This is a genomic window from Streptomyces yangpuensis, assembly GCF_024666385.1.
In the GTDB taxonomy this organism is placed as follows: Bacteria; Actinomycetota; Actinomycetes; order Streptomycetales; family Streptomycetaceae; genus Streptomyces; species Streptomyces yangpuensis.
This window is the reverse complement of record NZ_CP102514.1, coordinates 6365106-6391193: the sequence shown is the minus strand read 5'-3', so window position 1 is coordinate 6391193 and position 26088 is coordinate 6365106. Positions and strand designations below refer to the sequence as shown.

Sequence of the window (26088 nt, the reverse complement as noted above, 5' to 3'; positions counted from 1 at the left end):
GGCGCGGGGCCGGCCGGGGCGGAACGCGTCGACGAGTGTCAGCCGAGCAGGCCGAGCGCCTCGTTCAGGGTCGCGGACGGGCGCATGATCGCCGCGGCCTTGGCCGGGTCGGGCTGGTAGTAGCCGCCGATATCGGCCGGGGAGCCCTGCACCGCGATGAGCTCGGCGACGATGGCCTCCTCGCGCTCGGCCAGGGTCTTGGCGAGCGGCTCGAAGGCCGCGGCCAGCTTCGGGTCGTCGATCTGGCGCGACAGCTCCTGCGCCCAGTACAGGGCGAGGTAGAAGTGGCTGCCGCGGTTGTCGATGCCGCCCAGCTTGCGGCTCGGCGACTTGTCCTCGTTGAGGAAGGTGCCGGTCGCGCGGTCCAGGGTGTCGGCCAGCACCTGGGCGCGGGCGTTGCCGGTGGTGGCGGCGAGGTGCTCGAAGCTGGCCGCCAGCGCGAAGAACTCGCCCAGGCTGTCCCAGCGCAGGTAGTTCTCCTTGACCAGCTGCTGCACGTGCTTCGGGGCGGAGCCGCCGGCGCCCGTCTCGAAGAGACCGCCGCCGTTCATGAGCGGGACGACCGACAGCATCTTGGCGCTGGTGCCCAGCTCCAGGATCGGGAAGAGGTCGGTCAGGTAGTCGCGCAGCACGTTGCCGGTCACCGAGATGGTGTCCTCGCCGCGGCGGATGCGCTCCAGGGAGAACTTCGTGGCCTCGACCGGGGAGAGGATCTCGATGGTGAGACCCTCGGTGTCGTGGTCGGCCAGGTACGTCTTGACCTTGGCGATCAGCTGCGCGTCGTGGGCGCGGGTCTCGTCCAGCCAGAAGACGGCCGGGGCGCCGGTGGCGCGGGCACGGGTGACGGCGAGCTTGACCCAGTCCTGGATGGGCAGGTCCTTGGTCTGGCAGGCGCGGAAGATGTCGCCGGCGGCGACCTCCTGCTCCAGGACCGTGTTGCCCGCGGCGTCGACGACGCGGACGGTGCCCGCGGCGGCGATCTCGAAGGTCTTGTCGTGGCTGCCGTACTCCTCGGCCTTCTGCGCCATGAGGCCGACGTTCGGCACGGAGCCCATGGTGGCGGGGTCGAAGGCGCCGTGGGCGCGGCAGTCGTCGACGACGGCCTGGTAGACACCGGCGTAGCTGCTGTCCGGGAGGACGGCGAGGGTGTCGGCCTCGTTGCCGTCGGGGCCCCACATGTGACCCGAGGTGCGGATCATGGCCGGCATGGAGGCGTCGACGATCACGTCGGACGGCACGTGCAGGTTGGTGATGCCCTTGTCGGAGTCGACCATGGCGAGGGCCGGGCCCTCGGCGATCTCGGCGTCGATGGAGGCCTTGATCGCGTCGCCGTCGGGCAGGGAGCCCAGGCCGTTCAGGATCGCGCCGAGGCCGTCGTTGGGCGACAGGCCGGCGGCGGCGAGGGTCTCGCCGTAGCGGGCGAAGGTCTTCGGCAGGAAGGCGCGGACCACGTGGCCGAAGACGATCGGGTCGGAGACCTTCATCATCGTGGCCTTGAGGTGCACGGAGAACAGGACGTCCTCGGCCTTGGCACGCTCGATCTGGTCGTTGAGGAAGGTGCGCAGCGCGTCGACGTGCATGACGGACGCGTCGACGACCTCGCCGGCGAGGACCGGTACGGACTCGCGCAGCACGGTGACGGCGCCGTCGGCGGCGACGTGCTCGATGCGCAGGGTGCCGGCCTCGGCGATGACGGCGGACTTCTCGGTGGAGCGGAAGTCGTTCTCGCCCATGGTGGCGACGTTCGTCTTCGACTCGGGGGTCCAGGCGCCCATGCGGTGCGGGTGGGTCTTGGCGTAGTTCTTGACCGAGCCGGGGGCGCGGCGGTCGGAGTTGCCCTCGCGCAGGACCGGGTTGACGGCGCTGCCCTTGACCTTGTCGTAGCGGGCGCGGATGTCGCGCTCCTCGTCGGTCTTCGGGTCGTCCGGGTAGTCCGGGAGGGCGTAGCCCTGGGCCTGGAGTTCGGCGACCGCGGCCTTCAGCTGCGGGATCGAGGCCGAGATGTTCGGAAGCTTGATGATGTTGGCTTCCGGGGTCTTCGCCAGCTCGCCGAGCTCGGCGAGGGCGTCGGCGATCCGCTGGCTCTCCTCGAGGTACTCGGGGAACACGGCGATGATCCGACCGGCCAGGGAGATGTCACGGGTCTCGACATTCACACCGGCCGTCGACGCGTACGCCTGGATCACAGGCAGGAAGGAATACGTCGCGAGGGCCGGGGCCTCGTCAGTGTGCGTGTAGATGATGGTCGAGTCAGTCACCGGATGCTCCGCTCCACAGTCTGCGTCTCTCGTCTGCAACATTGCTCGACATCAAGATATCTCGTGATCGGGCCGGTCAGCACAGCCCCCGGCCGCCAGTCCGCGAGACGCGTGTCACGCGGGCCCCGGCGGACCCCGGAAAAGGCGAGAGCGCCGCCCGCGGCTGTTCCCGGCCGGGGGCGGCGCTCAGGTGTACGGGCCCCGATCAGGCCCGTACGTCGCATCAGGCGGCGAGGGCCTTCGGGTCCGGGCCGTACTGGTTCGGCTGCGGCTGACCGGCGGTGGCGGTCAGGACGAGCAGCCAGATGCCGCCGATCAGGGGGACGAAGGCGATGAAGTACCAGGCGCCGGACTTGCCGAGGTCGTGCAGACGACGGACGGTGAGGGCCAGGGTCGGCACGAGGGTGGCGAGGGCGTACAGGCCGACGATGAGGGAGCCGGCGCCGATGACGGCGTCCAGGATCGCGAGGACGATCACGACGGCCATCTGGAAGAGGAAGAACATCCAGTACTCCTGGCGGCGCGCGCGGCCGGAGAAGGTGGCGTACTTCTTCAGGACGTCGGTGTAGTGGTTCATGAGGGTCCCCCCAGAGGACGGTTGGTTCGGCCCGTCCTGCTGGAGCAAGCCGGGGCAGAACTTATGCCCCCCTTACGTCGCGGTCAAGCCAGTTGTCGTGACGGCAAATCGGCCACACGGCAGGATTTCCGGCGCCGAACATGCGACTGCCGGGCACTGGCGTGGCGTCGTGTCCGGGGAAGTCCGAAACGTCCCCGCCGGGGGCCTACTTGACACCCCGATGGCCACCCCGATCGTTACCCACATCGTTACCGCTCTGCGACACCGCGGCCCGGGACGCCGGAAGGAGGGCTCCGGCCTCCGCCGGACCGGGCCCCGGCGGGCGTCAGCCGATGTGGAAGGAGTCGCCGTAGACCTTCCAGTCGAGCGGCGTGTTCAGGTTCAGGTTGCCCTTCCCGAGGAAGACGCGCTGGGCGGTGTCGACCCGGCTGGTGTCGCTGTGCGCCTCCTCCTGCTTCATCGCCCAGACCCGGGCGTCGAGGAAGGCGTTCAGGTACGCGGTCTCGTTGCCGCCCTGGGACGGAGGCTTGGCCTTGGCCAGCGCACGCTTGCGGATGTTGCGGAAGCTGGTGGGGTCGCCGCCGTCCCCGTGCATGACGATGGCGTCGTAGTAGATGAACTGACCGAGCACGCCCAGCCCGTCCGACTTGCCCTGCTTCACGGACGGGTTGAAGTAGACCCGGTCGCGCTCGTGGTCCTGGGCCCTGCGGAACTCCGCGTCCTGGGCGGCCTTCGCCCAGTCCCCGGTGAAGTGCGGGTCGAGTCCGGCGTGCGAGTCGCTGCCGTCGACCTCACGCAAGGCGGGCAGGTACCCGGCGAGGACGTTGCCCGGCTTGACCTGCGTGTAGTACTCGACGAGGTCGAGCATGTCGCCGGTGCCGGAACAGAAGCCGATGATGCCGGCGGTGTAGCCGCGTCCGTCGCCTATGTCCTCGATGTACTTGTACTGCGCCTTCCAGTCCAGCGAGGAATTCTCCGCGCTGGAGACGATCTTCATGGCGATCTCCTTCTTCGCCGGATCGTCGAGCCCGGTGGCCGCCGCCACCGCCGGCGCCGCGGCCGGCGCCGCGGGGGCGGCATCCGGGGCGGCGGTGGCGTGGGCGGCGACGGGGACGGCGAGGAGTGCGCTGCCGAGCAGGGCTCCGGCCGCCGGCAGCGTGCGAGGAGAGGTGAACACAAGGCCTCCATGGGGGTGTTGAGGCGTCCCGGTTTCGTTAGGAAACTTTACTACCAGAGCTGAGGGCACCTCAATACCCATACGCGCGCCGGGAATTCCTTCGTCCGGTCAGCCCCGGGCGGCGAGCCGCGCCGTCAACTGCCGTTTGGCAGCGGGCCATTCGGGGCGTGTGATGCTGTAGACCGCGGTGTCGCGGATCCAGCCGTCGCGCATGACCATGTGGTGGCGCAGGACCCCCTCGTGCGTGGCGCCCAGCCCGGCTATCGCCGCCCGCGACCTCGCGTTGCGCACGTCGGTGAGAAACTCGACCCGGTTCATGGACATGGCCTCGAAGGCGTGGGTGAGCATGAGCAGTTTGGCCTCGGTGTTCAGGCCGGTGCCCTGCCGGGACGCGCCGAGGAAGGTGAAGCCGATCTCCAGCCGCCGGAAGGGGGTGCTGATCGCCATCAGCCGGGTCGACCCGGCGATCCGGCCCGTCGCGGCGTCCACCGTCGCGTACGGGATCTGCGTACCGGCGGCCCGTGCCGCCAGCGCGTCGTCGATGAAACCGCGCACCTCGTCGGGGTGCGGGACGATCGTCACCGGGAGTTCCCACAGCTTCCCGTCCTGGACCGCTTCGCACAGCCCGTCGTGGTGCCGGTGCGTGAGCGGCTCCAGCCGGACGCGCTCTCCGACGAGCGCGTCCTGCGGCCCGCCGGCCGACCGGTCCCCCGGGTCCCCCGTCGTCGATCCCATGTCCGCCCCGTCCGCCACGTTCTGATCGTTCGTCACGGGCGGACCCTATCCAGTGCCGGTCCGCTCCTCGATCAGCCCGCGTGCCGCGGGGTCGCCGACGATGATCCTCGAGACGGCCGGACGGCCGCCCGTCCGCGTGACGGTGACGGGCCCCCGGACCTGCCGCGGGACGCCCTCCCCGACGGAGGAGTATTCGATCACCATGGCGTTCTCTCCACAGAGGAGGGACGCCCACGTCCGCGGTCCTCCGGCGACGGAGGCGCTGTTGTAGGGGCCCACCGGAAGGCGGCTGCTCCCCCCTCCCGCGCCGGGCCTCTTCGCGACGAGCCGGATCGGAACCGCTCCCGCGTCGCCTTCCCCTTCAGGGGTGGCGACGATTCCGCAGGAGTCGCCCTGCACGTAGGCGATCAGGCGACCGTGCCCGTAGCGGAGTTCGGCCAGGACGGACGACGGGCCCTCGACGTCGGCCGGGAGGCCGCCGTCGACGTGGATCCCTGCCAGCCGGGCCAGCGGGATCAGCCCGGCCCCGCCGGAAACGGCCTCCCCCGCCGGGGCGGCGCCGCTCTCGCCTCCCGCGCATCCCACGAGGGACAGGGCGGCGACGGCGGCCAGGAGGGCCGTGGTCCGTAAGCCTGGGGCCATGTCAGAGCCAGCCGTTGCGGCGGAAGCCGCGGTGGATGATGAAGCAGGCGAGCACCATGACGCCGAGGACGAGCGGGTAGCCGTACGTCCAGTGCAGTTCCGGCATGTGGTCGAAGTTCATGCCGTAAACGCCGCAGACCATGGTGGGGACGGCCACGATCGCCGCCCAGGCCGTGATCTTGCGCATGTCCTCGTTCTGGGCGACCGTCACCTGCGCGAGGTGGGCCTGGAGGATGGAGTCCAGGAGGTTGTCGTAGGCGCCGATCTGGTCGGTGGCCCGGGTCACGTGATCGGCCACGTCCCGGAAGTACGCGCGGATCTCCGGCGGGATGGCCGGTATGGGCTGCGTGGCCAGCTGCTCGAGCGGGCGGCCCAGCGGCGCCACCGCCCTGCGCAGTTCCAGGAGTTCGCGCTTGAGCTGGTAGATCCGGCCTGCGTCGCCGCGCCCGCCGTTCTCGCTGAACACCGCGGTCTCGACCGCGTCGATGTCGTTCTGCACGGCGTCCGTGACGGCCATGTAGTCGTCGACCACGTGGTCGGCGATGGCGTGCAGGACCGCCGCCGGCCCCTTGAGCAGCTGGTCCGGGGCGCTCTCCAGCTCCTCGCGCACCGGGCCGAGGGTGCCGCGGCCGCCATGCCGGATGGTGATGACGAAGTCCTGGCCGGTGAAGGCCATCAGTTCGCCGGTCTCCACGACCTCGCTGGTCGCGGTCAGCTCCTCGTGCTCCACGTAGCGCACGGTCTTGAAGACGGAGAACAGCGTGTCGCCGTAGCGTTCCACCTTGGGCCGCTGGTGCGCGTGCACGGCGTCCTCGACGGCGAGGGGGTGCAGGCCGAACAGCTCCGCGAGCCCGGCCAGCTCCGACTGCTCGGGCTCGTGCAGGCCGATCCAGACGAAGCCGTCGCCCGTCTTGCGGACCCGGTACAGCGCCTCCTCGACCTCCGAGCAGTCCTCCTGCCGTACCCCGTCCCGGTAGACGAGGCAGTTGACCACCGCGCTGCCGAGCGGGGAGCGTGCGGGGTGGCTGAGGTCGACGGCCCGCCGGTAGCCGCGGCGCACGGCCCGGCGCAGGTTGCTGAACATGGACAACGGCGTACTCCCCTTCGGCGGATCAGCGGCCAGTCTGCCATCGTCTCCGGGCGGCCCCCGGCCGGGCTCACCCCCGGGCGGTGAGCCCGGCCGGGGGCCGCCGCCAGGCGGGCGGGCTCAGACCCGGTCGATGAACACGCTGGTCGACTTCACGCGGGCCGTGGCCCGCGCGCCCACCTCCAGGCCGAGTTCCTCGACCGCCTCCCGCGTCAGCAGCGACACGATGCGGTGCGGACCGGCCTGGATCTCCACCTGCGCGTCGACCGTGCCGAGCTTCACCCCGGTGACGATGCCCGGGAAGGCGTTGCGCGCCGAGGTGTACGCGGGCTCCTCGCCCTCGGCGCCCTCCTGTGCGGCCTCGACGCAGAACGCGGCCAGGTCCGGCCCGTCCACCATCCTGCGGGTGCCCTCGCGCCGGGTGGGGAAACGTTCGGCGTCCGCCCAGCGCCGGGCCGTGTCGACGCTCACGCCGAGCAGCCGGGCCGCCTGGCCGATCGTGTAGGACTCCATGGCCGGCAAGCCTATGCCCGTGCCGTGGCCCGGCGGTCACGCCGCAGGGCTGCGCAGTGCCTCCGCGGCCGCCGCCGCGACCACGTCCGCGACCGTCGAGAGGGCGGGCGAGTCCAGCTTCCACTGCTGCCAGTACAGCGGTACGTCCAGCGGCCGCCGGGGCACCAGCAGTACCAGCTCGCCCGTGCGCACGAGCGGGCCCGCCTGCTGCTCGGGCACCAGCCCCCACCCCAGACCGGCGACGACCGCGTCGCGGAAGCCCTCCGACGTCGGCACGTGGTGGCGCACCGGGCCCGCCCCGGCCGACGCGTCGCCGGTCAGCGAGCGGACGAAGGCGTCCTGGAGGTCGTCCTTGCGGTCGAAGACGATCGTCGGCGCCTCCCGCAGGTCCCGCTCCGGCGTACCCGTCAGGTACCGGGCGGCGAAGGCGGGGCTGGCCGTCGGCAGGTACCGCGCCCGTCCCAGCATCCGTACGCTGCACCCGGCGACCGGGTCCGGGGAGGAGGTCACCGCGGCCATCACCTGGCCCTCGCGCAGCAGGGCCGTCGTGTGCGACTCGTCCTCGCGGTGGAGCTCGATGCAGACCGGCGGATCCTGCGGGAGCCTCGTCAGGGCCGGCAGGAACCAGGTCGCGAGGGAGTCCGCGTTGACCGCGATCGGCAGCCGTACCGGGCCGCTGTCGTCGGCCATGCCGAGCTCGGCGCGCGCGTCCCGCTCCAGCCGGGCCAGCTGCCGGGCGAAGCGGACCACGACCTCCCCGGACTCCGTGGCCCGCACCGGTTTCGTCCGCATCAGCAGGACCCGCCCGGTGCGCTGTTCGAGGGCCTTGACCCGCTGGCTGACCGCGGAGGGCGTCACGTGCAGGGCGGCGGCCGCCGCGTCGAAGGTGCCCTCGTCCACCACGGCGAGCAGCGTGCGCACCTGGTCCAGGGGAAGCTCGTCCATCACAAGCGCTAATGGTACGTAAAAATCTTTAGCTGTACTGAAAGCTGCAGGCTGCCTACGGTCGGAGCCATGACACACGGCATCATCACCGCGGCCCTGGCGGGCTTCGGCACCGGACTCTCCCTCATCGTCGCCATCGGCGCGCAGAACGCCTTCGTTCTCCGTCAGGGCGTGCGCCGGCACGCGGTCCTCGCCGTGGTCGCCATCTGCGCCGTCTCCGACGCGCTCCTCATCGCCCTCGGCGTCGCCGGGGTCGGCGCCTTCGTGACCGCGTGGCCCGCCGCACTGACCGTCGTGGGCCTGGCCGGGGGCGCGTTCCTCGTCTGCTACGGGATCCTGGCCGCGCGCCGGGTGCTGCGGCCCACTCCCGGCGCCGCCCTCACCACGGAGGGAGCGTCCTCGGGGTCCGCCCGCCGGGCCGTGCTGACCTGCCTGGCGATGACCTGGCTGAACCCGCACGTCTACCTGGACACGGTGCTGCTCGTGGGCTCCCTCGCCGCCGACCGCGGCGACCTGCGCTGGGCCTTCGGCATCGGGGCGGGCCTGGCCAGCCTGACCTGGTTCACGAGTCTGGGCTACGGGGCCCGGCTGCTGAGCGGCCTCCTCGCCCGGCCCTCGGCCTGGCGCGTCATGGACGGCCTCGTCGCGGCGACCATGGTCACGATGGGCGGCCTCCTCCTGGCCCGCGCGTAGGGGGCCGGCGGATCAGGGCCGGGGCCGGGGCCGGAGGGGTGTCAGGCAGGGCGGGGGAAGCGCATGTCGGCGGTGGGGACCGGCCGGCGAAAGGGGCATAGTGCTTGCCGACGACCCGAGTCCCAGGAGCGCGCCGTGCCCGACCGTCCCTCCCCCGACGCAGCCCGGCCGGCGCCGCTCGTGGCCGCCACCGGGATCGTCCTCGACACCAGCGGGCAGGTCCTCGTACTGACCGGCTCGGACGGGGCGGACCCGCAGCTGCCGGGCGGCGCGGTCGAGGAGACCGAGACGCCGGAGCAGGCGCTGGCGCGCGAGCTGCGGGGGGAACTGGCGCTGGGCGCGCCGGTCGGCCGGCTGCTGGCGGTGGACTCGCGGCCGCCCGGACCGCTCGGCCGCTCGCTGATCGTGCACGTCCACCTCGTCGGGCCGCTCCCGCCGCAGGAGGCCGCGGCGGTCTCCCGCACCGGCCGCGCGACCGCCGCGGCGCACTGGCTGGGGCCGGAGGAGGCCTGCGCGGTCCTGCCGGCCCGGGTCGCGCCCCGGCTGCGGGCCGCGCTGGCCGCGCTGCACACCGGCTCCTTCGCCCATCTGGCCGACGGCGTGCCCCAGCCGGGCTCCCCGGCCGGCCTGGATCCGGCGCGGCGCGCGGCCCTGGAGCACGCGGGCGGACTCGACGCCGCCAGCCACCGGGCCAGCCGGCCGAAGGCCCTGACCGCGGCGAGCGTGCTGTTCACCGCCACCGACGGCCGGATCCTGCTGGTGCAGCCCGCGTACGGCCGCACGGACCGCTGGAACCTGCCGGGCGGCGGCATCGACAGCGATCTCGGCGAGATCCCGCGCGCCGCCGCCCGGCGGGAGGTCCGTGAGGAGCTCGGCCTCGACCTGGCCCCGGGCCGTCTGCTCGCCGTGAACTGGTCGCACAAGCCGGGCCGTCCGGCCCGGATCCGTTTCCTCTACGACGGCGGCGTCCTCGACGGCCCCGCACTGGCCCGCATCCGGCTGAACCCGACCGAGCTCCTGCAGTGGCGGACCGTCCCGCGCGAGGAGCTCCGCACCCTGGTCAAGGGTGCCCTGCGGCGCCAGATCACCGCCTGCCTCGCGGCCCGGGCCCGCGGCACCGGCCCGCTGGAACTCCACGAGGGCCGCCCCTGACCCGCTCTGCGGAGCCCCCGTGCCCGGGTTACCGTCGGCGGCATGGACGGTGATCGCCGCCGCGGGTGGCGCCAGTGCTTGCTCGCCGGGGCGGTGTTCGCCGTGTGCATGGCCGGCACCACCCTGCCGACCCCGCTCTACCCCCTGTACCAGGAGAAGTTCGGGTTCTCCGAACTCGTGGTGACCGTCGTGTACGCCGTGTACGCCTTCGGGGTCATCGGCGTGCTCCTGCTGGCGGGCAACGCCTCGGACGCCGTCGGCCGGCGGCCGGTGCTGCTGGCGGGCCTGGGATTCTCCGCGGCCAGCGCCGTCTGCTTCCTGGGCGCCACCGCGCTGGGCTGGCTGTACGCGGGACGGCTGCTGTCGGGGCTGTCCGCCGGGCTGTTCACCGGGGCGGCGACGGTCTACGTCATGGAACTGGCGCCGGCCGGCGGGGCCTCGCGGGCCACGTTCGTGGCGACGGCCGCCAACATGGGCGGGCTGGGCTGCGGCCCGCTGCTGGCCGGGGTGCTCGCGCAGTACGCCCCCTGGCCGCTGTACCTGCCGTTCGTGGTGCACCTGTTCCTGGTGGCCGTGTCGGCCGCCGTCCTGCTGGGGCTGGACGAGACGGTGCGCGAGCGGCGGCCGCTGGGCACGGTGCGGCCGCAGCGGCCGGGTGTACCCCCGCCGGTGCGGCCGGTGTTCGGGCCCGCGGCGATCGCCGCGTTCGTCGGCTTCGCGCTGTTCGGGGTGTTCACCTCGGTCAGCCCGGCCTTCCTCGCGCAGTCCCTCGATGTGCACGACCACGCCGTCAGCGGGCTGGTGGTCGCGCTGGCGTTCTTCGCCTCGACCGCCGGGCAGCTGGCGGTCGGCCGGGTCGGGGTGCGGCGGTCGCTGCCGCTGGGCTGCGCGGGGCTGCTCGCCGGGCTGGCGCTGCTCGCGGGCGCCCTGGTGTGGGACCTGCTGGCGCTGGTGGTGGCGAGCGCACTGGTCGGCGGGGTCGGGCAGGGGCTGGCGTTCCGCGGGGCCCTGTCGGCGGTGGCCGCGGCCTCGCCGCCGGACCGGCGCGCGGCTGTGATCTCGACGCTGTTCGTCGTGGCCTACGCGGGCATCTCCGTACCGGTGATCGGCGTGGGGCTGCTCGTGGACCCGATCGGCCTGGAGGGCGCCGGGCTGGCGTTCATCACGTGCATGGCCGCCCTGGTCGGTGCCGCCGCCGTGTACCTGCTGCGGCGGCCGGTGCCCGCCGACGCGTGACCGCGGGTACGGGCGGTGACGGGGGCGGGGGCGGATGCGGGGGCCGGGGCGGGGGCGGGAACACCGCCGCCCCGCGGCGCGGAGCGGCGGGGCGGCGGCGTCGGCAGGGGTCCGGGCGGGATCAGACCGCCGGGGCCGGGTAGGTCGGGTACTCCACGCCGGAGACGTGCTGGACCACGCGGATGACCTGGCACGAGTAGCCGAACTCGTTGTCGTACCAGAGGTAGAGGATCGCGTTGTCGCCGTCGACCTTGGTCGCGCCGGCGTCGACGATGGATGCGTGGCGCGAGCCGACGAAGTCCATGGAGACGGCGTCGGGCGCGGTGGTGAAGTCGATCTGGCGCTTCAGCGGCGAGTTCAGCGAGACGTCACGCAGGTGGTCGAGGACCTCCTCGCGGGTGGTCTCGCGGCCCAGACGCAGGCTGAGGATGGCGATCGAGACGTCCGGGACGGGGACGCGGATCGAGCTGCCGGTGATGGGCGCCTTGAGGTCGGGCAGCGCCTTGGCGACGGCGGAGGCGGCGCCGGTCTCGGTGATGACCATGTTCAGCGGCGCGGAGCGGCCGCGGCGGTCGGCCTTGTGGTAGTTGTCCAGCAGGTTCTGGTCGTTCGTGAACGAGTGGACGGTCTCGACGTGGCCGCGCAGCACACCGTACTCGTCGTCCATGGCCTTCAGCGGCGGGACGATCGCGTTGGTGGTGCAGGACGCGCAGGACAGGATCCGCTCGTCCGGCTTGACGGTGTCGTGGTTGACGCCGTGGACGATGTTCGGGACGTCGCCCTTGCCCGGGGCGGTCAGGACGACCTTGTCGATGCCGGGGCGCAGGTGCTTGGACAGGCCCTCGCGGTCGCGCCACTTGCCCGTGTTGTCGATGAGGATGGCGTCCTTGATGCCGTACGCCGTGTAGTCGACCTCGGAGGGGTCGTTGGCGTAGATCACCTTGATCGCGTTGCCGTTGGCGACGATGGTGCTGTTGGCCTCGTCCACGGTGATCGTGCCCTGGAACTGGCCGTGGATCGAGTCGCGGCGCAGCAGCGAGGCGCGCTTGACCAGATCCTGGTCGCCGCCGCCGCGGACGACGATGGCCCGCAGGCGCAGGCCCTTGCCGGAACCGGCCTTCTCGATGAGCAGACGGGCGACCAGGCGGCCGATGCGGCCGAAGCCGTACAGGACGACGTCGCGGCCCTCGCTGCGCTCCAGCTTGTTCTCGCCCGTGGCGCCGGAGACGGCCTGGGCGGTGAACTCGTCCACCGACAGGCCGCGGTCGTCGGCCTTGTAGGTGGCGGCGAGCATGCCGAGGTCGATCTGGGAGGGACCGAGGTCCAGCGCGGTGAGCGCCTGCAGGAACGGCATGGTCTCGGTGACCGACAGCTCCTCGCCGTCGATCTGCCGGGCGAAGCGGTGGGTCTTGAGGATGCTGACCACCGATTTGTTCACCAGGGAGCGGCTGTGGAGCAGGATGTTGACGTCCCGCTCCCGGTGCAGCTTCCCGATGATCGGGATCATCGCCTCCGCGATCTCCTCGCGGTGGTTCCAGTTGGTGAACGAGTCCTCGTTGACAGTCACAGGCTTTATCTTTCGAGCTAGGCGGCGCTCATATGCTAACCCCACGACTCATTGGCCGCTTAAGGGGTACCCGTCACACCGCGCGCCGCCCGGGTTTGCCCCGGTCAGCGCCGGTATGCGGCTCCGTTCAGAACCTCCTGCGCAACCTCAGCCCCATCGGGCGGCCGTCGGGGTCGACCAGGACGCGGTGCAGCAGCCGGGCCGGCAGCCGCTGCCCGGTGGGGATGTCCGGGGGGAGGTAGCGGCGCAGCCGGCCGGGCGGGCGCGGGCCGCGGCGGCCGCCCTCGTACCAGGCGTCGAGCGCCGCGGCGGCCTCCTCGAAGGCCCGGAAGGCCGCCGCGGGGTCGCAGAGCGCGGACGCGGCCTCCCGCGCGGACCGCGAACCGGCGTCGGCGTCGGCGTCCGGGGCGGCGTCCGGGGCGGGGTCGGCGTCCGGGTCCGCATCCGGGTCCGCGTACGGGTCCGGGTCCGCATCGGCATCCGCATCGGCATCGGCGAGGTCCAGGTGCTCGTGCATGAGCTCCAGGCGCAGGTCGCGGGCGAACACGCGGGCGCCGTCGCCCAGGCCGCCCGGGTCGAGCGGGTCCCGCAAGTCCCTGCTCTCGTCGTGGACGGCGCAGCCGAGTTCGGAGTCGTGGGTCCACGAGCGGAGGTTGATGTTGTCGGAGCCGACGGAGGCCCACACGTCGTCGATCACGCACACCTTGGCGTGGACGTAGACGGGGGTTCCGGCATGGTTCTCCAGGCCGTACACCGCGACCCGGTCCCCGCCGGCGCGGCGCAGCTCGGCCAGCGCGTTGATCCGCCCGATCAGGTTCATCGGCAGGGTGAGCCCGCCGTCCTGGTCGGGGAAGGTGGGGACGACGCCGATCATCCGCAGCCCCGGCTGCCGGCGCAGCGCCTCGGCGAATCCGGCCACGACCCGGGGCGACCACAGGTACTGGTCCTCCAGGTAGATCAGCGCCCGGGCCCGCCGCAGCGCCTTGAGGTAGCCGCGGGCGATGCTGCGCTCGCCGTCCGGGGCGAAGGGGTAGCCGAGCAGCAGCCGGTTCGGGTAGGTCCGCAGCAGCTGGACGGTGTGGGTGCCGCAGGGTTCCGGGTCGGGGGTCTGCGGCGGCAGCGGGTCCGCGCTGATGTCCTCCCGGTGCAGGTGCTCCCGCAGCCGGGTGAGGGGGCTGCGGCTGAGCGGCGCCGGGTCCTCCCAGCGTTCGCGGAAGACGGCCTCGACGTCGCCGACGACCGGTCCGCGCAGGGCGAGCTGGACGTCGTGCCACGGCGGATGCGGCCCGTAGGCGGCGGCCATGGGCAGCGACTGGCGGTCGCCGCGGTGCCGGGCGTCGTCGTTGCGGTTGTGGCAGAGGTCGATGCCGCCGACGTACGCGACGTCCCGCTCGGGGCGGTCGCGGTGGCGCAGCACCACCAGCTTCTGGTGGTGGGAGCCGCCGGGCCGGACCCGCATGTCGAGCAGGCACTCGCCGCCGGCCCGGGCGAGCTCCTGGCCGAAGCGGAGGTTCTCCTCCAGGCTGAAGCGGAGGCCGTCCAGGTGGGAGCGCCACAGCAGGCCCTTGACCATGACGCCGCGTCCGGCCGCCCGGCACAGGACCGTGCCGATCTCGGTGCCGGGCCCGTCGAGCCGCTCGTCGGGGTCGCCGCGCCAGTCGGTGAACAGGAGCAGGTCGCCCTCGCGCATCGCCTCGACGCCCGCGAGGAGCTCGGCGAAGTACGAGGCGCCGTGGACCAGCGGCCGTGCCTCGTTGCCCCAGGACCAGGCGGCGCCGTCCGGGCGCCGGTCGTCCAGGCGGGTCGCCGGGTTGCCGCGTTCGCCGCGCACCAGGAGCCATCGCACGCGAGTCATCGGACCGGCCCTCCCGCGTCGTCGAGCCGTTCGACGAGGATCATCGCCACGTCGTCCGCCAGCCGGCCCTCGGTGTGGCGGACCAGGGCCCGGCACAGCCGGTCGAGGAACTCCCGGGGCCCGCGGTCCGGCATGGTCGCCGCCGCCGCTTCCACGGCGCGCTTGGCCTCCCGGTCCTCCATGTCCTCCATGGCCTCCGGCAGGTCGAAGAAGGTGTTGCCGCGGTCGCGGGCCTCGTTGACGCCGTCGGTGTGCAGCAGCAGGCGGTCGCCCGGCAGGAAGGGGTAGCGCTCGCGCCTGCCGGGCGGGCCCGCGATGAACTCCCCGAGGCCGAGCGGCGGCAGCGGGGAGCCGGGCATCAGGGCCTGGACCTTCCCGTCGCGCAGCAGCAGCGGCGGCGGGTGGCCGCGGTTGACCACCTCGACCACGTGACCGTCCGGCACCTGGGCCACCACCGCGGTGACGAAGCCCTCCACGAGCGCCTCCTCGTCGACCGCGCCGGGCACCGCGGCGTCCCGGCGCATGGCCGCCTCGCAGTGCCGGACGACGTCCACCAGGTCGTCCTCGTAGTAGACGGCCTCCCGGAAGGCCCCCAGCACCGCCGCGGCCGTGCGGACGGCGGGCAGCCCCTTGCCGCGGACGTCCCCCACGATCATCCGGATCCCGTACCGGGTCTCCATGGCCTCGTAGAGGTCCCCGCCGATCTGGGCGCCCTTCTCGGCCGCCAGGTACAGGCTGGCCGCGCGGAGCGGGCCCAGCCGTTCGGGCACGGGCCGCAGCAGGACCTTCTGCGCCGCCGAGGCGATCCGGCGGACCTGGTTCAGCTCGCTCGCGCTGCGCGCACGGGCCATGCGGCTGGTCGTCACGCTGGCCACCGACACCAGGAAGAGGGCGAGGAAGTTGCTGTAGACCTGCTGGTTGCCCCACGCCTGGTTGTACGTGGCGGTGGCCACGCTCACCGCCACGGCCAGGCCCGCCGCCGCGATGGTGCCCTTGGGGCCCATGGTCACCGCGGCCAGCGCCGGCGTGGCCACCAGGAGGGGCCCGGTGTACAGGACGTGTGCGGGCGTGAACTCGATGGCAAGCACCAGGAGCGCGATCGCGAAGGGCACACACTCCGCGAGGACGAAAAGGACCTGGTGGTGGCCGCCGCCTCCCGGTCGGGAAGAGGGGCGGCTGGGCGCCCGCATGCTTACAGCCTGCGCCGTCAGGGCTCGTCACCGCCACTCGCCGCCGTTCGGGGGCCTCGGAGGCCGCTCTCCGGTGGCCGCTGCCCGCCGGCCAAGGTCGGCCGGTCGCACCTCCGTACGGCCGACCTTGCGGCGTTCCCGGCGTAGGGCCGCGGGGCCGCGGGCATGTGCTTGCGTGCGCACACCGGGGCCGGGTCCCGGACCGGGGAGCGCCGCAGCCGTACGAGCCGTGGAGGAGCGACAGGTGAGCACCAGGTGAGCGGCGGCCCCGCGGACGACCCGGCCGCCCGGCCCGTCCCCGGCACCACGGCGGAGACGGATACGGATACGGATACGGATACGGGGACGGAGGCGGCCGGGAGCGGGCCCGCGGTGTCGCGTGCCGAGTTCGACTCCGTCTTCGCCTCGGTCAGCACGTGGGGGCGTTGGTCCCCGGCCGACCGCGGCGCCTGGAACCGGGTCACCACGGACCATGTGCGGCGGGCCGCCGCCCTGGTGCGGTCCGGTACGACGGTCCAGCTCGGCCTGCCGTGGAACACCCGTGCCGGTCCGGACAACAGCAGACCGGCCCTGCACCACATGACCGACCTCGGTGACGTGGAGGCGCCCGAGCCCACCACGCACAAGGACTTCATCGCCGCCGACTACCACGGCAAGGCCGTGAGCCACCTCGACGCGCTGTCCCACGTGGCCTACCGGGGCCGGCTCTACGACGGCCGCCCGGCCCGGGAGTACGTCGACGCCGGGGGCGCCCGCTTCGGTTCGGTGGAGGCCCTCGGCCCCCTGGTCACCAAGGGCGTGCTCCTCGACCTGCCGGCCGTCCTCGGGACCGACTGGCTGGAGCCCGGCCACGCGGTCCGCGCAACGGACGTCGCCGCCGCGGAACGGGCCCTCGGGGTGACGATCGACGAGGGCTGCGCGGTGCTGCTGCGCTCCGGCCGGTTCCGGCGGCGGCGGGAGCTCGGGCCCTGGGACGCCGACGCGGCCGGGGCCGGCCTCCACGTGGACGCCGTACCGCTGCTCGCCGGGCGCGCGATCGCGCTGCTCGGCGGGGACGGGGACAGCGACGTACGCCCCTCGCCGGTCGAGGGCGTGCACTCGCCCGTCCACGCGCTGGCCGTCGCCGCCATGGGGGTGCCGCTGCTGGACAACCTGGACCTGGAGGCGCTGTCCGCCGCGTGCGCCGCGGCACGGCGGTACGAATTCATGGTCGTCGTGTCGCCGCTCAGGGTGCCCGGCGGCACGGGCTCCCCGGTCAATCCGGTCGCGATCCTGTGATGCGGTCCTGTGCTGCGGTCCTGTGATGCGGTCCTGTGACGCACGGGCAACACTGCAAGAACGACCCCTTTCGGTCATATTGATTTAAAAGCGGAGGAATATACTCGGAAGGCGCTCACAGGCAGCACGGCAAGGGGAAGTGGTGCAGATGGGGGTCACGGGAGGCCAGATCAGCCCCGTACGCTCCCGTGAGCGTTTCCTGCTGGGCGAATCGGTGGAGGGCAGCGTCCGCGGTCCCATCCTGAACTCGTGGATGCGCAGCAGGATGCTGGGGCTCTCACCGGAGCAGACGGACCTCCCCTACACGGACGACTTTGACCCCGACAGCCGGCTCGTCCGGGCGGCCGCCCCGGTCCTCGACCAGCTCCAGACGCGGTTCTCGGGCAGCCAGATGAACATCTCGCTCGCCGACGGGAACGGCACCGTGCTCCAGCGCCGCTTCGGGGAACCGGCCCTGGCCGGCCGGCTGCCGCCCATCCAGAGCGTCCCCGGATTCGTCTTCGCCGAGCGCTACGCGGGCACCAACGGCATCGGGCTCGCGCTCGCCGAGCGGCGGCTGTGCCAGGTCTACGGCGCCGAGCACTTCGCCGAGCGGTCACAGGCCAACGCATGCTCCGCCATCCCCATCCGCGACCAGTTCAGCGGCCACATCGTCGGCGTCCTCTGCTTCGGGTATCCGCGCGGCTACGAGGACCCGTCCCTGCCCGTCCTGGTCCGCCGGGCGGCGGAGTCCATCGAGCGGCGGATCATGGAGCAGAGTTCGGCGCGCGAGCGCGCCCTGCTGCGGACCTACCTCGACGCCCGGCACCGCGCCCGCGGCGGGGAGACCGGCGACGACGGGCAGCTGATCGGACTGGACGAGCTCACCGACGGCGGGCTGGACCGGCAGGACCAGATGATCCTCAAGGCCAGGGCCACCGAACTCATCTGCTCCCCGCAGCGGGCCGCGGTGGAGGTGTCCCTCTCCCACGGGCGGGGGGTCACCCTCCTGAGCAGCCCGGTCACGAGCCTTTCGGGGGTGGAGGGCGTCGTCGTCGAGGCGGTGCTCACCGGGGAGTCCCCGCCGGCGCACCACCTCGCCGCCTCGAAGCACACCGCCTCCGCCCTCGGCGCGCTCTCGCTCGCCGCCACGGAACACGCCGAATCGCTGCCCTGGCACCTCGCCGACAGCGCCGCGCACCGTGCGGCCGACGCCCCCGGCGCGGTCCGGGGCCTGGTGCTGGTGGGCGAGCCCGAGGTGGGCAAGTACGCCGTCGCCGCGCGCCGCCGCCTGGAGCTGCTGGCCGAGGCCAGCACCCGGATCGGCACCACCCTGGACGTCAGCCGCACCGCCTGGGAACTCGCCGAGACCGCCGTGCCGCGCCTGGCCGACTACGTCACGGTCGACCTGCCCGGAGCCGTGCTGCGCGGTGAGGAGTCCGCCGACCCGCAGGCCGACCTGCGCCGCACGGTGGTCCACGGCATCCGCGACGACTGCCCCTTCTACCCGGTCGGCCACCAGGTGCGGCTGGACCCGGGCACCCCGCACATGCGCTGCCTGGAGGGCGAGCCCGCCGTACTGGAGACCGACCTCCAGGCCACCACTCCGGCCTGGATGGTCCCGGGCCTCGACCACGCCCGGGGGATCCTCGCGCACGACGTGCACTCCATGATCTGCGTCCCGCTGCTGGCCCGCGGCGTGCTGCTCGGCATCGCCACCTTCTACCGCTCACAGGACCCCGCCCCCTTCGGGGACGACGACACCCGGCTGGCCCAGGAACTCGCGGCCCGCGCCGCCCTCTGCATCGACAACGCCCGCCGCTACACCCGCGAGCACACCCTCGCCCTGGCCCTGCAGCGCAGCCTGCTGCCGCGCGGTCTGCCCGAGCAGGGCGCCGTGGAGGTCGCCCACCACTACCTGCCCGCGGAGTCCGGGGTGGGCGGCGACTGGTTCGACGTCATCCCCCTGTCCGGCACCCGCGTCGCCCTGCTGGTGGGAGACGTCGTCGGACACGGGCTGCACGCCGCCGCGACCATGGGCCGGCTGCGCATCGCCGCCCGCAACTTCGCCGAGCTGGAGCTGGCCCCGGACGAGCTGCTCACCCATCTGGACAACCTCCTGGTACGTCTGGACCGGGAGGAGGAGGACGCGAGCGCCACCGGCAGCAACGGCATCGTCGGCGCCACCTGCCTGTACGCCGTCTACGACCCCACCTCGCAGGTGTGCACGATGGCCCGCGCCGGCCACCCTCCGCCCGCACTGGTCGATCCCGACGGCCGCGTGACCTTCCCCGACCTGCCCCCCGGACCGCCCCTGGGCCTGGGCGGCCTGCCCTTCGAGACCGCCGAGATCCGGCTCCCGGAGCACAGCACGCTGGTCCTCTACACCGACGGTCTCGTCGCCGACCGCCACCGCGACATCGACGTGGCGCTCGACCAGCTGCGCGACGCACTCGCCCACCCGGACCGGAGGCCGGAGGACACCTGCCGGGCCGTCATCGAGGCCGTGGCGCCCGAACACCCCGGCGACGACATCGCGCTGCTCGTCGCCCGCACCCGTACCGTGCCCGCGGACCGGATCGCCACCTGGGACCTGCCCCCGGACCCCTCCCTCGTCGCCGACATCCGCAGCGCCGCGACGCGCCGGCTCGCCGAGTGGGGGCTGGAGGAACTCTCCTTCGCCGCCGAGCTGATGCTCAGCGAGCTGGTCACGAACGCGGTCCGCTACGGCAGCGAGCCCATCCAGGTGCGCCTGATCCACGACCGGTCGTCCCTGATCTGCGAGGTCTCCGACGGCAGCAGCACCGCTCCGCACCTGCGGCGGGCCGCCTCGACGGACGAGGGCGGACGCGGCCTGTTCCTGGTCGCGCAGCTCTCGCAGGCCTGGGGCGCCCGGTACACCCCCCACGGCAAGGTCATCTGGGCCGAGTGCGCCCTGGACGCGGCATGACGGCAATGTCGGACATATACCGATAGCTCCAAGTAGCATCCTGACTGTTCCGCATCGCAGCAAGACCTCCCCCAGGCGGCCCCGGAGACGTCCGTGCATGACACTCCCGTCACCTCGACGAGCCCGCCCCCGCCCTCCGGCGGGGAGCCCCTCGTCCGGGTACGAGGTCTCGGCAAGCGGTTCGGCGGCACCGTCGCCCTGGACTCGGTCCATCTCGACATCCACGGCGGCAGCGTCCTCGCCCTCCTCGGGCCCAACGGGGCCGGCAAATCCACGCTGATCAAAGTGCTCGCCGGGGTCCACCACCCCGACGCGGGCGAGGTGACGGTGGCCGGGCATCCGGTCCCCTCCGAGGCCGCCTCCCGCCACATGTCCTTCATCCACCAGGACCTCGGTCTCGTCGAGTGGATGACGGTCGCCGAGAACATCGCCCTGGGCACCGGCTACCCCCTGCGCCGCGGCCTGATCTCGTGGCGGCGGACCCGCGAGCGCTGCGACGGGGCCCTGCGGATCGTCGCCGGGCACCTCGACGCCGACGCCCGGATCGCCGACCTCGCCCCCGCCGAGCGGTCCCTCGTCGCCATCGCCCGCGCCCTGGCGAAACAGGCCCGGCTCTTCGTCCTCGACGAGCCGACCGCCACCCTTCCCGCCGCCGACTGCGCCCGGCTCTTCGACGTGCTGCACACCCTGCGCGACCGCGGGCACGGCATCCTCTACGTCAGCCACCGGCTCGACGAGGTCTACGAGGTCGCCGACACCTTCGCCGTCCTGCGCGACGGCCGCCTCGTCAGCCACGGCCCCCTCGCCCCCTACTCCCCCGCCCGCCTGGTGCGCGACATCGTGGGGCACGAACCGGCCCGCCGCAGACCCCCGACGCCCGCGGACGGCTCCCCGGACAGCGCCACGGCCGCGACCGGGTCCCCCACCGCGGCCCCGTCCGCGGAGGGCCGCCCGTCCGTCCTGCGCCTCGACGGCGTGTCGACCGCCCGCACCGGGCCCGTCGCCCTCGACCTGCGCGAGGGCGAGATCCTCGGCATGGTGGGCCTGACCGGCGCCGGCCACATGCACCTGGGCCGGGCCCTCGCCGGCGCGCTGCCGCTCCTCGGCGGCCGGGCGCTGCTCGACGGCCGCCCGTACCGGCCGCACACGGTCGCCGAGGCCCTCCGCTCCGGCGTCGGTTTCGTGGCCGGCAACCGTCAGGAGGAGGGCTGCGCCGCCGATCTGACCGTCCGGGAGAACTTCCTGGCCAACCCGCGCGCGGCCGGCGTGCCCTGGTGGCGCTGGACCGGTCCGCGGCGCGAACGCGCCGAGGCCCGCGCCCTGATCGAACGGTTCTCGGTGCACCCCCGCGACAGCGAGCTGCCCATCGCTACCCTGTCCGGCGGCAACCAGCAGAAGGTGGTCGTCGGCCGGTGGCTGCGCGGGAACCTGCGCCTGCTGATCCTGGAGGAGCCGACCGCCAGCGTGGACGTCGGGGCCAAGGCGGCGATCCACCGCATCCTCGACGCCGCGGCCGGGGCGGGCCTCGCGGTCCTCCTCATCTCCACCGACTTCGAGGAGGTCGCCGACCTCTGCCACCGTGCGCTCGTCTTCGGCCGCGGGAGCGTGACGGCCGAGCTGGCGGGCGCGCACCTGAACGTCACCGAGCTCACGCGCACCGCCTCGGCGCTCCCCGCGATCACCGGAAACGGTATGGGCCGGTGATCCGCCGCCGCGCCCACTTCGTCGGCACCTACGGCCTGCTGACCCTGACGGTCCTGCTCTTCCTGGTCTTCTCCCTCGTCCTGCCGGACACCTTCCCGACGATGGACAACATCTCCTCGATCCTGTCCAACCAGTCGATCCCCGCCATCCTCGCCCTCGGCGTCACGGTCCCCATCGCGGCCGGCCGGTTCGACCTGTCCATCGGCTACGGCCTGGGGCTGGCCCACGTCATGGTGCTGCACCTGATCGTCGACGAGCACTGGCCCTGGCAGCTCGCCTGTCTCACGGTCGTCGTCGGAGGGGGGCTGGCCGGCATCGCCAACGGGATCATCGTCGAGTTCGCGCGGATCGACTCCCTCATCGCCACGCTCGGCACCGGCAGCATGATGTACGCCGCCACCGGCTGGATCACCGACGGGGGCCGCATCGTGCCGGGCCCCGAGGGGCTCCCGCCCGCCTTCACCGCCCTGTACGACTCCACCTTCCTCGGGCTGCCGCTCCCCGCCTTCTACGTGCTGGCCCTCGGCGCCGCCCTCTGGGTGCTGCTGGAACGGCTGCCGCTCGGCCGGTACCTGTACGTCATCGGCTCCAACCCCCGGGCCGCCTCGGTCCTCGGCATCCCCACGCACCGCATCTCCGTCGTCGCCTTCGCCGCGTCGGGCCTGATCGTCGGTTGCGCCGGGGTCCTGCTCGCGGCGCAGCAGCAGATCGGCAACCCGAGCGTCGGCCTGGAGTACCTGCTGCCCGCCTTCGTCGGCGCGCTGCTCGGTTCCACCGCGATCAAACCGGGCCGGGCCAACGCCCTGGGCACGCTCGTCGCCGTGGCCGTCCTCGCCGTGGGACTCGCCGGGATCGGCCAGCTCGGCGCACAGTTCTGGGCGACCCCGCTGTTCAACGGCGCCACCCTGCTGATCGCGGTCGGCCTGGCCGGCTACTCCGCCCGCCGACGGCTGCGCACAGGCGCCCTCACGGCCCCAGGGGCCGAGCGGGCCCGGCACGGCCGGCAGGACGCACCCTGAAAAACCACCTCGCCGCGCACAGACCGTCAGGAGCACCGTGTACCCCCACCGCATGACCCTTCTCGCGGCCGCAGCCCTGCTCACGGCGGCCGTCGCCGGATGCGGCGGCGGGGCGGGCACCACCGGGCAGTCGGCGGCCGGCTGCCCGGCCGTCCTGCAGGCGGCGCGGGAGGCGGTGACGAAGGCCGAGAGCACCGACAGCGCGTGGACCGGGCCCACGACCGGCCCGGCCGCGGTGCCCGGCAAGAGCATCGTCTACGTCGCGCAGACCATGACCAATCCGGGCGTCGCGGGAGTCGCCCAGGGACTGCAGCGGGCCGCGAAGGCCATCGGCTGGGAGGTCCGGGTGATCGACGGGGAGGGCAGCCCCGCCGGGATCCAGGCGGCACTGAGCCAGGCCGTCACCCTCAGGCCCTCGGGCATCGTCATCGGCGGGTTCGATCCCCGCCTGACGTCGCAGCAGGTGGCGCGGGCCCGGGCCGCCGGCATCCCGCTCATCGGCTGGCACGCGGTCGACGCCCCCGGCCCGAGCACGAACCCGCCGCTCTTCACCAACATCACCACGAAGGTGCAGGACGTGGCGAGGATCAGCGCGGACTGGGTCATCGCCCGGTCCGACGGCGGGGCCGGCGTCGTCCTCTTCACCGACGACTCGATCCCCTTCGCCCGGACGAAGGCCGACCTGATCGAGCGGCGGCTCGCCGACTGCCCCGGCGTTCAGCTCCTGGCGTACGCGAACATCCCGATCCCGGACGCGAGCCGGCGCACCCCGCAGGAGGTCTCCTCCCTCCTGTCCCGCTTCGGGAAGAAGTGGACCCACTCGGTCGCCATCAACGACCTCTACTTCGCCGATGCCGCCCCGGCCCTGCGCGCCGCCGGGAAGCCCGGCGGCGGGCCGCCCGCCAACGTCGGTGCCGGCGACGGCGATCCGTCCGCCTTCCAGCGCATCAACAGCAGGCAGTACCAGGCCGCCACCGTCCCCGAGCCTCTGGCGCAGCAGGGCTGGCAGATCGCCGACGAGTTCAACCGGGCCTTCGCCGGCCGTCCCGCCAGCGGCTACGTCGCCCCCGTGCACATCGTCACCGCCGACAACAGCGGCGGGGCCACCTCGTGGGACCCCCGGGGCTACCAGGAGGCGTACGAGAGGATCTGGCGACGCGGTTGACGCTCTCCCCCGCGGGCCGGCCGGCTCAGGCCACCGGGCGGGCCTCGGCGCGCACCGGGCTCTGCCGCGGCGCCTGCTCCCGGTCCCGGCGGAAGACGATGTCGGCCATCCGGCGCTCCGGCCCGCGGCGGCGCAGGACCTGGTAGGCGACGAAGGCGGCCGGGCCGAAGAAGACCTGGGCGGGGATGATGCCGGGGGCGTCCCCGGTGGCGGCCGCGATCAGGTGCAGGGCGGCCACGGGCGCCGCCGCCCCGAAGAGCACCACCAGCGCGATCCCGGTCCGCAGCCCGGGCTTCCCGTACGCCTTGTAGGCGGTGGTGGTGAAGAGGGCGTAGGCCAGCAGGTCGCCCATGCCGACGACGGCGCCGAGGTCCTCGCCGATGCGCAGGCCCGCGGCCGGTGCGTACGGATAGCCCTGGACCGCGTCGGCGAGTTCCTGGGTCAGCGGGACGACCCAGGCGAAGAAGGCGTCGTAGGCGGCGAGCGCGAGCAGGAACCACGCCACGTTCTTCAGCCGCATGCCGCCCTGGACGTTGAGGTTGGTGGCGGAGACCACGACCAGGCCGACGACGCAGCTGTTCGCCACCCAGTACGGCGGCGCGGTCTCACCGAAGGCCAGGTGCGTGACGAGGACACTCGCGATCAGCGCGGTGATCAGCGCCCAGCGCAGCCGGCCGTTCGCGATGAGGGGCTGGTAGCCGACGGACAGTCCACCGGCGAAGACCAGGGCGAGCACGACCGGAAGGACGGCGCCCGGCAGCGCGAGGTAGACGTACGGCAGCGCGAGCACGAAGCCCATCATCATGAAGATGTCACGGCCGTTGAAGACGCCGACGGGCGGCCGGGCGGTGCGGACGGCCCGGAAGTACGCGATGGTGCCGACGACGACCGCCAGCGCGAGGGCCGCGGTGACCGCGAGCTGGAAGAAGACGCTCATGCCTGGCTCCGGGTGAAGGTGTGCTCCAACAGGTCGCAGCGGAGGGGGAAGCGGCGCGCGGCCTCCTCTTCGTCGAGCGGCAGGACGGTGACGCACGCGTCGATGCCCCGGTCCAGGAGCCGCCCGGTCACCTCGGCCGTGGTCGCGGTCCGCGAGGCGACCTCCACGTGGAGGCGGCCGTCGGGGCCGGTCTCCGCCTTGTGGCGCAGCGGCCATGGCATGCCCGGGGTGCCGTCGAGGGCCTCCACGATGTCGCGGGGGGTGACGACCGAACCGGCGGTGCGCAGCAGGGTGCCCGCTTTGCCGAGGATCTGCGAGACGGCGGGCACGGCGGCCAGTTCGCAGTCCGGTTCGCCGTCCAGGGTGCGAACCACGTCGCCGGTGTTGTACCGCAGGACCGGCATGCACTCCCGGTAGGGGTAGTACGGCGTGACGGTCAGTTCGCCGAGCTGTCCGGGGGCGACGGGCTCGCCCGTGTCCAGGTCGAGGACCTCGGTGTAGCCCATGTTGGGGTCGATGTGGAGGTGGTGCTTGCTGCAGGTGCGGCCACCGACCGGCAGCAGTTCGGTCATGCCGAAGTTGTCGCCGACGGTCTCGGCGCCGAAGGTCTCGCGCAGGGCCCGCACCAGGGCCGGGGACACGATCTCGCCGCCGGCGTAGATCGACCGGAGGCCGAAGTCGTCCGGTCCGTAGCCGCGCCGGCGGGCCGCGGTGAGCATCCGGGCCAGGTAGCTGGGGTTGCCGGTGAGCAGGGTGGGGCGGGTGCCGTTGCTGCCGAGGAGGTGCTCGACGGACTCCTCGGGCGGGATCTGGCCGACCACGTGGCAGGAGGCGCCCACGAGCCGGCAGACCTCGACGTCCTCCTGTACGGCGGCCGTCGCCCGGGAGCTGAGGTTGATCTGCATCCGGTCGCCGGGGCGGATGTCGCCGCGCAGCACCACGGACAGGGCGATCAGGGCGGGCCAGAGTTCCATCTCGTAGCGGGAGAGCCACATCTGCACGGGGCGGCCGGTGGTGCCGGTCGTCTGGGTCGCGAGGTAGGGGGCGCTGCACAGGAAGTCGGCGGGGCGCTCGATCAGGTCGGCCTTGCGGGTCACCGGGATCCGGGTGAGCGTCTCGGTGGTCAGCCCGTCGAGGTCGATGCCGGCGAGCCGCTCCCGGTAGAAGGGCGAGAGCCGGGCGAGTCTGCGCACGGTCCGCTGGAGCGCGCGGTTCTGCAGGTCGCGCCGCTCGTCCGGGTCGGCGAACGGTCCGTCGGCCAGTTCGTCGACGTCGTCGCCGAGCGAGCCGAACTCCTCCAGCGTGGCGAGGGCGTCGGCGACCAGCCGCTCCACGGCCCGTACGTTCAGTTTCCGGCCGAACACCATGGCCATCGCCACCCGGACCTGCCGGACACCGGTCTCCAGCACGCGTGCCTCCTCTCGGGGGA

21 protein-coding genes are annotated in these 26088 nt (G+C 73.2%); 8 read left to right on the top strand and 13 right to left on the bottom strand.

Going from position 1 to position 26088, the window contains the following annotated elements; genetic code table 11:
* Positions 1-38: 38 nt before the first annotated feature.
* The 8 genes from NRK68_RS29000 to NRK68_RS28965 all read right to left on the bottom strand — a co-directional run bounded on the left by NRK68_RS29000 (position 39) and on the right by NRK68_RS28965 (position 7934).
* On the bottom strand, positions 39-2258 hold the full coding sequence (locus NRK68_RS29000) for an NADP-dependent isocitrate dehydrogenase (protein ID WP_183063977.1): 2220 nt from the start codon (positions 2256-2258) through the stop codon (positions 39-41).
* Between the two features lie 223 nt (positions 2259-2481).
* On the bottom strand, positions 2482-2835 hold the full coding sequence (locus NRK68_RS28995) for a DUF805 domain-containing protein (RefSeq protein WP_183063976.1): 354 nt from the start codon (positions 2833-2835) through the stop codon (positions 2482-2484).
* A gap of 325 nt (positions 2836-3160) precedes the next feature.
* Positions 3161-4069, bottom strand: a complete 909-nt coding sequence (locus NRK68_RS28990; RefSeq protein ID WP_373024549.1) for a chitosanase — start codon at positions 4067-4069, stop codon at positions 3161-3163.
* A 51-nt stretch (positions 4070-4120) separates the two neighbouring features.
* Positions 4121-4783, bottom strand: a complete 663-nt coding sequence (locus NRK68_RS28985; protein WP_257857183.1) for a GNAT family N-acetyltransferase — start codon at positions 4781-4783, stop codon at positions 4121-4123.
* 9 nt (positions 4784-4792) lie between these two features.
* Complete coding sequence (locus tag NRK68_RS28980; protein WP_183063975.1) at positions 4793-5389, bottom strand: hypothetical protein; 597 nt, start codon at positions 5387-5389, stop codon at positions 4793-4795.
* 1 nt (position 5390) lies between these two features.
* Complete coding sequence (gene corA, locus NRK68_RS28975; protein WP_183063974.1) at positions 5391-6473, bottom strand: magnesium/cobalt transporter CorA; 1083 nt, start codon at positions 6471-6473, stop codon at positions 5391-5393.
* A 123-nt stretch (positions 6474-6596) separates the two neighbouring features.
* Positions 6597-6989 (bottom strand): TOBE domain-containing protein, encoded by a 393-nt coding sequence (locus NRK68_RS28970; RefSeq protein WP_183063973.1) that lies wholly within the window; start codon positions 6987-6989, stop codon positions 6597-6599.
* Positions 6990-7025: 36 nt separating this feature from the next.
* A complete protein-coding gene (locus NRK68_RS28965) occupies positions 7026-7934 on the bottom strand; it encodes a LysR family transcriptional regulator ArgP (protein WP_257857182.1) in 909 nt (302 codons plus the stop codon).
* Positions 7935-8003: 69 nt separating this feature from the next.
* On the opposite strand from NRK68_RS28965, the gene NRK68_RS28960 reads away from it, so the two are divergent.
* The 3 genes from NRK68_RS28960 (at position 8004) to NRK68_RS28945 (ending at position 11015) form a co-directional block, all read left to right on the top strand.
* The gene (locus NRK68_RS28960; RefSeq protein WP_257857181.1) at positions 8004-8627 is read left to right on the top strand and encodes a LysE/ArgO family amino acid transporter; all 624 of its coding nucleotides are present in this window, start codon (positions 8004-8006) and stop codon (positions 8625-8627) included.
* A gap of 135 nt (positions 8628-8762) precedes the next feature.
* The gene (locus NRK68_RS36815) at positions 8763-9779 is read left to right on the top strand and encodes an NUDIX hydrolase (protein WP_308296326.1); all 1017 of its coding nucleotides are present in this window, start codon (positions 8763-8765) and stop codon (positions 9777-9779) included.
* Positions 9780-9821: 42 nt separating this feature from the next.
* Positions 9822-11015: an MFS transporter gene (locus NRK68_RS28945; RefSeq protein ID WP_257857180.1), complete on the top strand. Its 1194-nt coding sequence runs from the start codon at positions 9822-9824 to the stop codon at positions 11013-11015.
* Between the two features lie 121 nt (positions 11016-11136).
* Here the strand turns inward: NRK68_RS28945 and NRK68_RS28940 are convergent, their stop codons facing one another.
* From NRK68_RS28940 to NRK68_RS28930, 3 genes are all read right to left on the bottom strand, one after another.
* Positions 11137-12582 (bottom strand): glyceraldehyde-3-phosphate dehydrogenase, encoded by a 1446-nt coding sequence (locus tag NRK68_RS28940; protein WP_046776499.1) that lies wholly within the window; start codon positions 12580-12582, stop codon positions 11137-11139.
* A 127-nt stretch (positions 12583-12709) separates the two neighbouring features.
* Complete coding sequence (locus tag NRK68_RS36810; RefSeq protein WP_308296325.1) at positions 12710-14437, bottom strand: phospholipase D family protein; 1728 nt, start codon at positions 14435-14437, stop codon at positions 12710-12712.
* Complete coding sequence (locus tag NRK68_RS28930) at positions 14434-15627, bottom strand: PP2C family protein-serine/threonine phosphatase (protein ID WP_183063967.1); 1194 nt, start codon at positions 15625-15627, stop codon at positions 14434-14436. Before NRK68_RS28930 ends, NRK68_RS36810 begins: the two co-directional genes overlap by 4 nt.
* A gap of 372 nt (positions 15628-15999) precedes the next feature.
* On the opposite strand from NRK68_RS28930, the gene NRK68_RS28925 reads away from it, so the two are divergent.
* The 5 genes from NRK68_RS28925 (at position 16000) to NRK68_RS28905 (ending at position 23722) form a co-directional block, all read left to right on the top strand.
* Positions 16000-16905 (top strand): cyclase family protein, encoded by a 906-nt coding sequence (locus NRK68_RS28925; RefSeq protein WP_257857947.1) that lies wholly within the window; start codon positions 16000-16002, stop codon positions 16903-16905.
* A gap of 148 nt (positions 16906-17053) precedes the next feature.
* On the top strand, positions 17054-19834 hold the full coding sequence (locus NRK68_RS28920) for a SpoIIE family protein phosphatase (RefSeq protein ID WP_257857179.1): 2781 nt from the start codon (positions 17054-17056) through the stop codon (positions 19832-19834).
* Positions 19835-19927: 93 nt separating this feature from the next.
* Positions 19928-21538 carry a sugar ABC transporter ATP-binding protein gene (locus tag NRK68_RS28915; protein ID WP_257857178.1) on the top strand — a complete coding sequence of 537 codons (1611 nt, stop codon included), beginning with the start codon at positions 19928-19930 and terminating at the stop codon, positions 21536-21538.
* Entirely contained in the window at positions 21535-22557 is a 1023-nt protein-coding gene (locus tag NRK68_RS28910; RefSeq protein ID WP_257857177.1) for an ABC transporter permease, read from the top strand. The genes NRK68_RS28915 and NRK68_RS28910 overlap by 4 nt, the downstream gene beginning before the upstream one ends.
* 52 nt (positions 22558-22609) lie before the next feature.
* Positions 22610-23722, top strand: coding sequence for a substrate-binding domain-containing protein (locus NRK68_RS28905; protein ID WP_257857176.1), 1113 nt, complete (start codon positions 22610-22612; stop codon positions 23720-23722).
* A 25-nt stretch (positions 23723-23747) separates the two neighbouring features.
* Here the strand turns inward: NRK68_RS28905 and NRK68_RS28900 are convergent, their stop codons facing one another.
* The gene (locus NRK68_RS28900) at positions 23748-24659 is read right to left on the bottom strand and encodes a hypothetical protein (protein WP_183063961.1); all 912 of its coding nucleotides are present in this window, start codon (positions 24657-24659) and stop codon (positions 23748-23750) included.
* Positions 24656-26068: a phenylacetate--CoA ligase family protein gene (locus tag NRK68_RS28895; RefSeq protein WP_183063960.1), complete on the bottom strand. Its 1413-nt coding sequence runs from the start codon at positions 26066-26068 to the stop codon at positions 24656-24658. The genes NRK68_RS28900 and NRK68_RS28895 overlap by 4 nt, the downstream gene beginning before the upstream one ends.
* Between the last annotated feature and the right edge of the window lie 20 nt (positions 26069-26088).

What these genes read in the sequence shown, in the direction of transcription:
- corA (WP_183063974.1), bottom strand. Translation starts at nt 6,473, where the DNA reads ATGTTCAGCAACCTGCGCCGGGCCGTGCGCCGCGGCTACCGGCGGGCC.
- NRK68_RS28980 (WP_183063975.1), bottom strand. Translation starts at nt 5,389, where the DNA reads ATGGCCCCAGGCTTACGGACCACGGCCCTCCTGGCCGCCGTCGCCGCC.
- NRK68_RS36810 (WP_308296325.1), bottom strand. Translation starts at nt 14,437, where the DNA reads ATGACTCGCGTGCGATGGCTCCTGGTGCGCGGCGAACGCGGCAACCCG.
- NRK68_RS28920 (WP_257857179.1), top strand. Translation starts at nt 17,054, where the DNA reads ATGGGGGTCACGGGAGGCCAGATCAGCCCCGTACGCTCCCGTGAGCGT.
- NRK68_RS28995 (WP_183063976.1), bottom strand. Translation starts at nt 2,835, where the DNA reads ATGAACCACTACACCGACGTCCTGAAGAAGTACGCCACCTTCTCCGGC.
- NRK68_RS28945 (WP_257857180.1), top strand. Translation starts at nt 9,822, where the DNA reads ATGGACGGTGATCGCCGCCGCGGGTGGCGCCAGTGCTTGCTCGCCGGG.
- NRK68_RS28970 (WP_183063973.1), bottom strand. Translation starts at nt 6,989, where the DNA reads ATGGAGTCCTACACGATCGGCCAGGCGGCCCGGCTGCTCGGCGTGAGC.
- NRK68_RS28905 (WP_257857176.1), top strand. Translation starts at nt 22,610, where the DNA reads ATGACCCTTCTCGCGGCCGCAGCCCTGCTCACGGCGGCCGTCGCCGGA.
- NRK68_RS28900 (WP_183063961.1), bottom strand. Translation starts at nt 24,659, where the DNA reads ATGAGCGTCTTCTTCCAGCTCGCGGTCACCGCGGCCCTCGCGCTGGCG.
- NRK68_RS28960 (WP_257857181.1), top strand. Translation starts at nt 8,004, where the DNA reads ATGACACACGGCATCATCACCGCGGCCCTGGCGGGCTTCGGCACCGGA.
- NRK68_RS28930 (WP_183063967.1), bottom strand. Translation starts at nt 15,627, where the DNA reads ATGCGGGCGCCCAGCCGCCCCTCTTCCCGACCGGGAGGCGGCGGCCAC.
- NRK68_RS28965 (WP_257857182.1), bottom strand. Translation starts at nt 7,934, where the DNA reads ATGGACGAGCTTCCCCTGGACCAGGTGCGCACGCTGCTCGCCGTGGTG.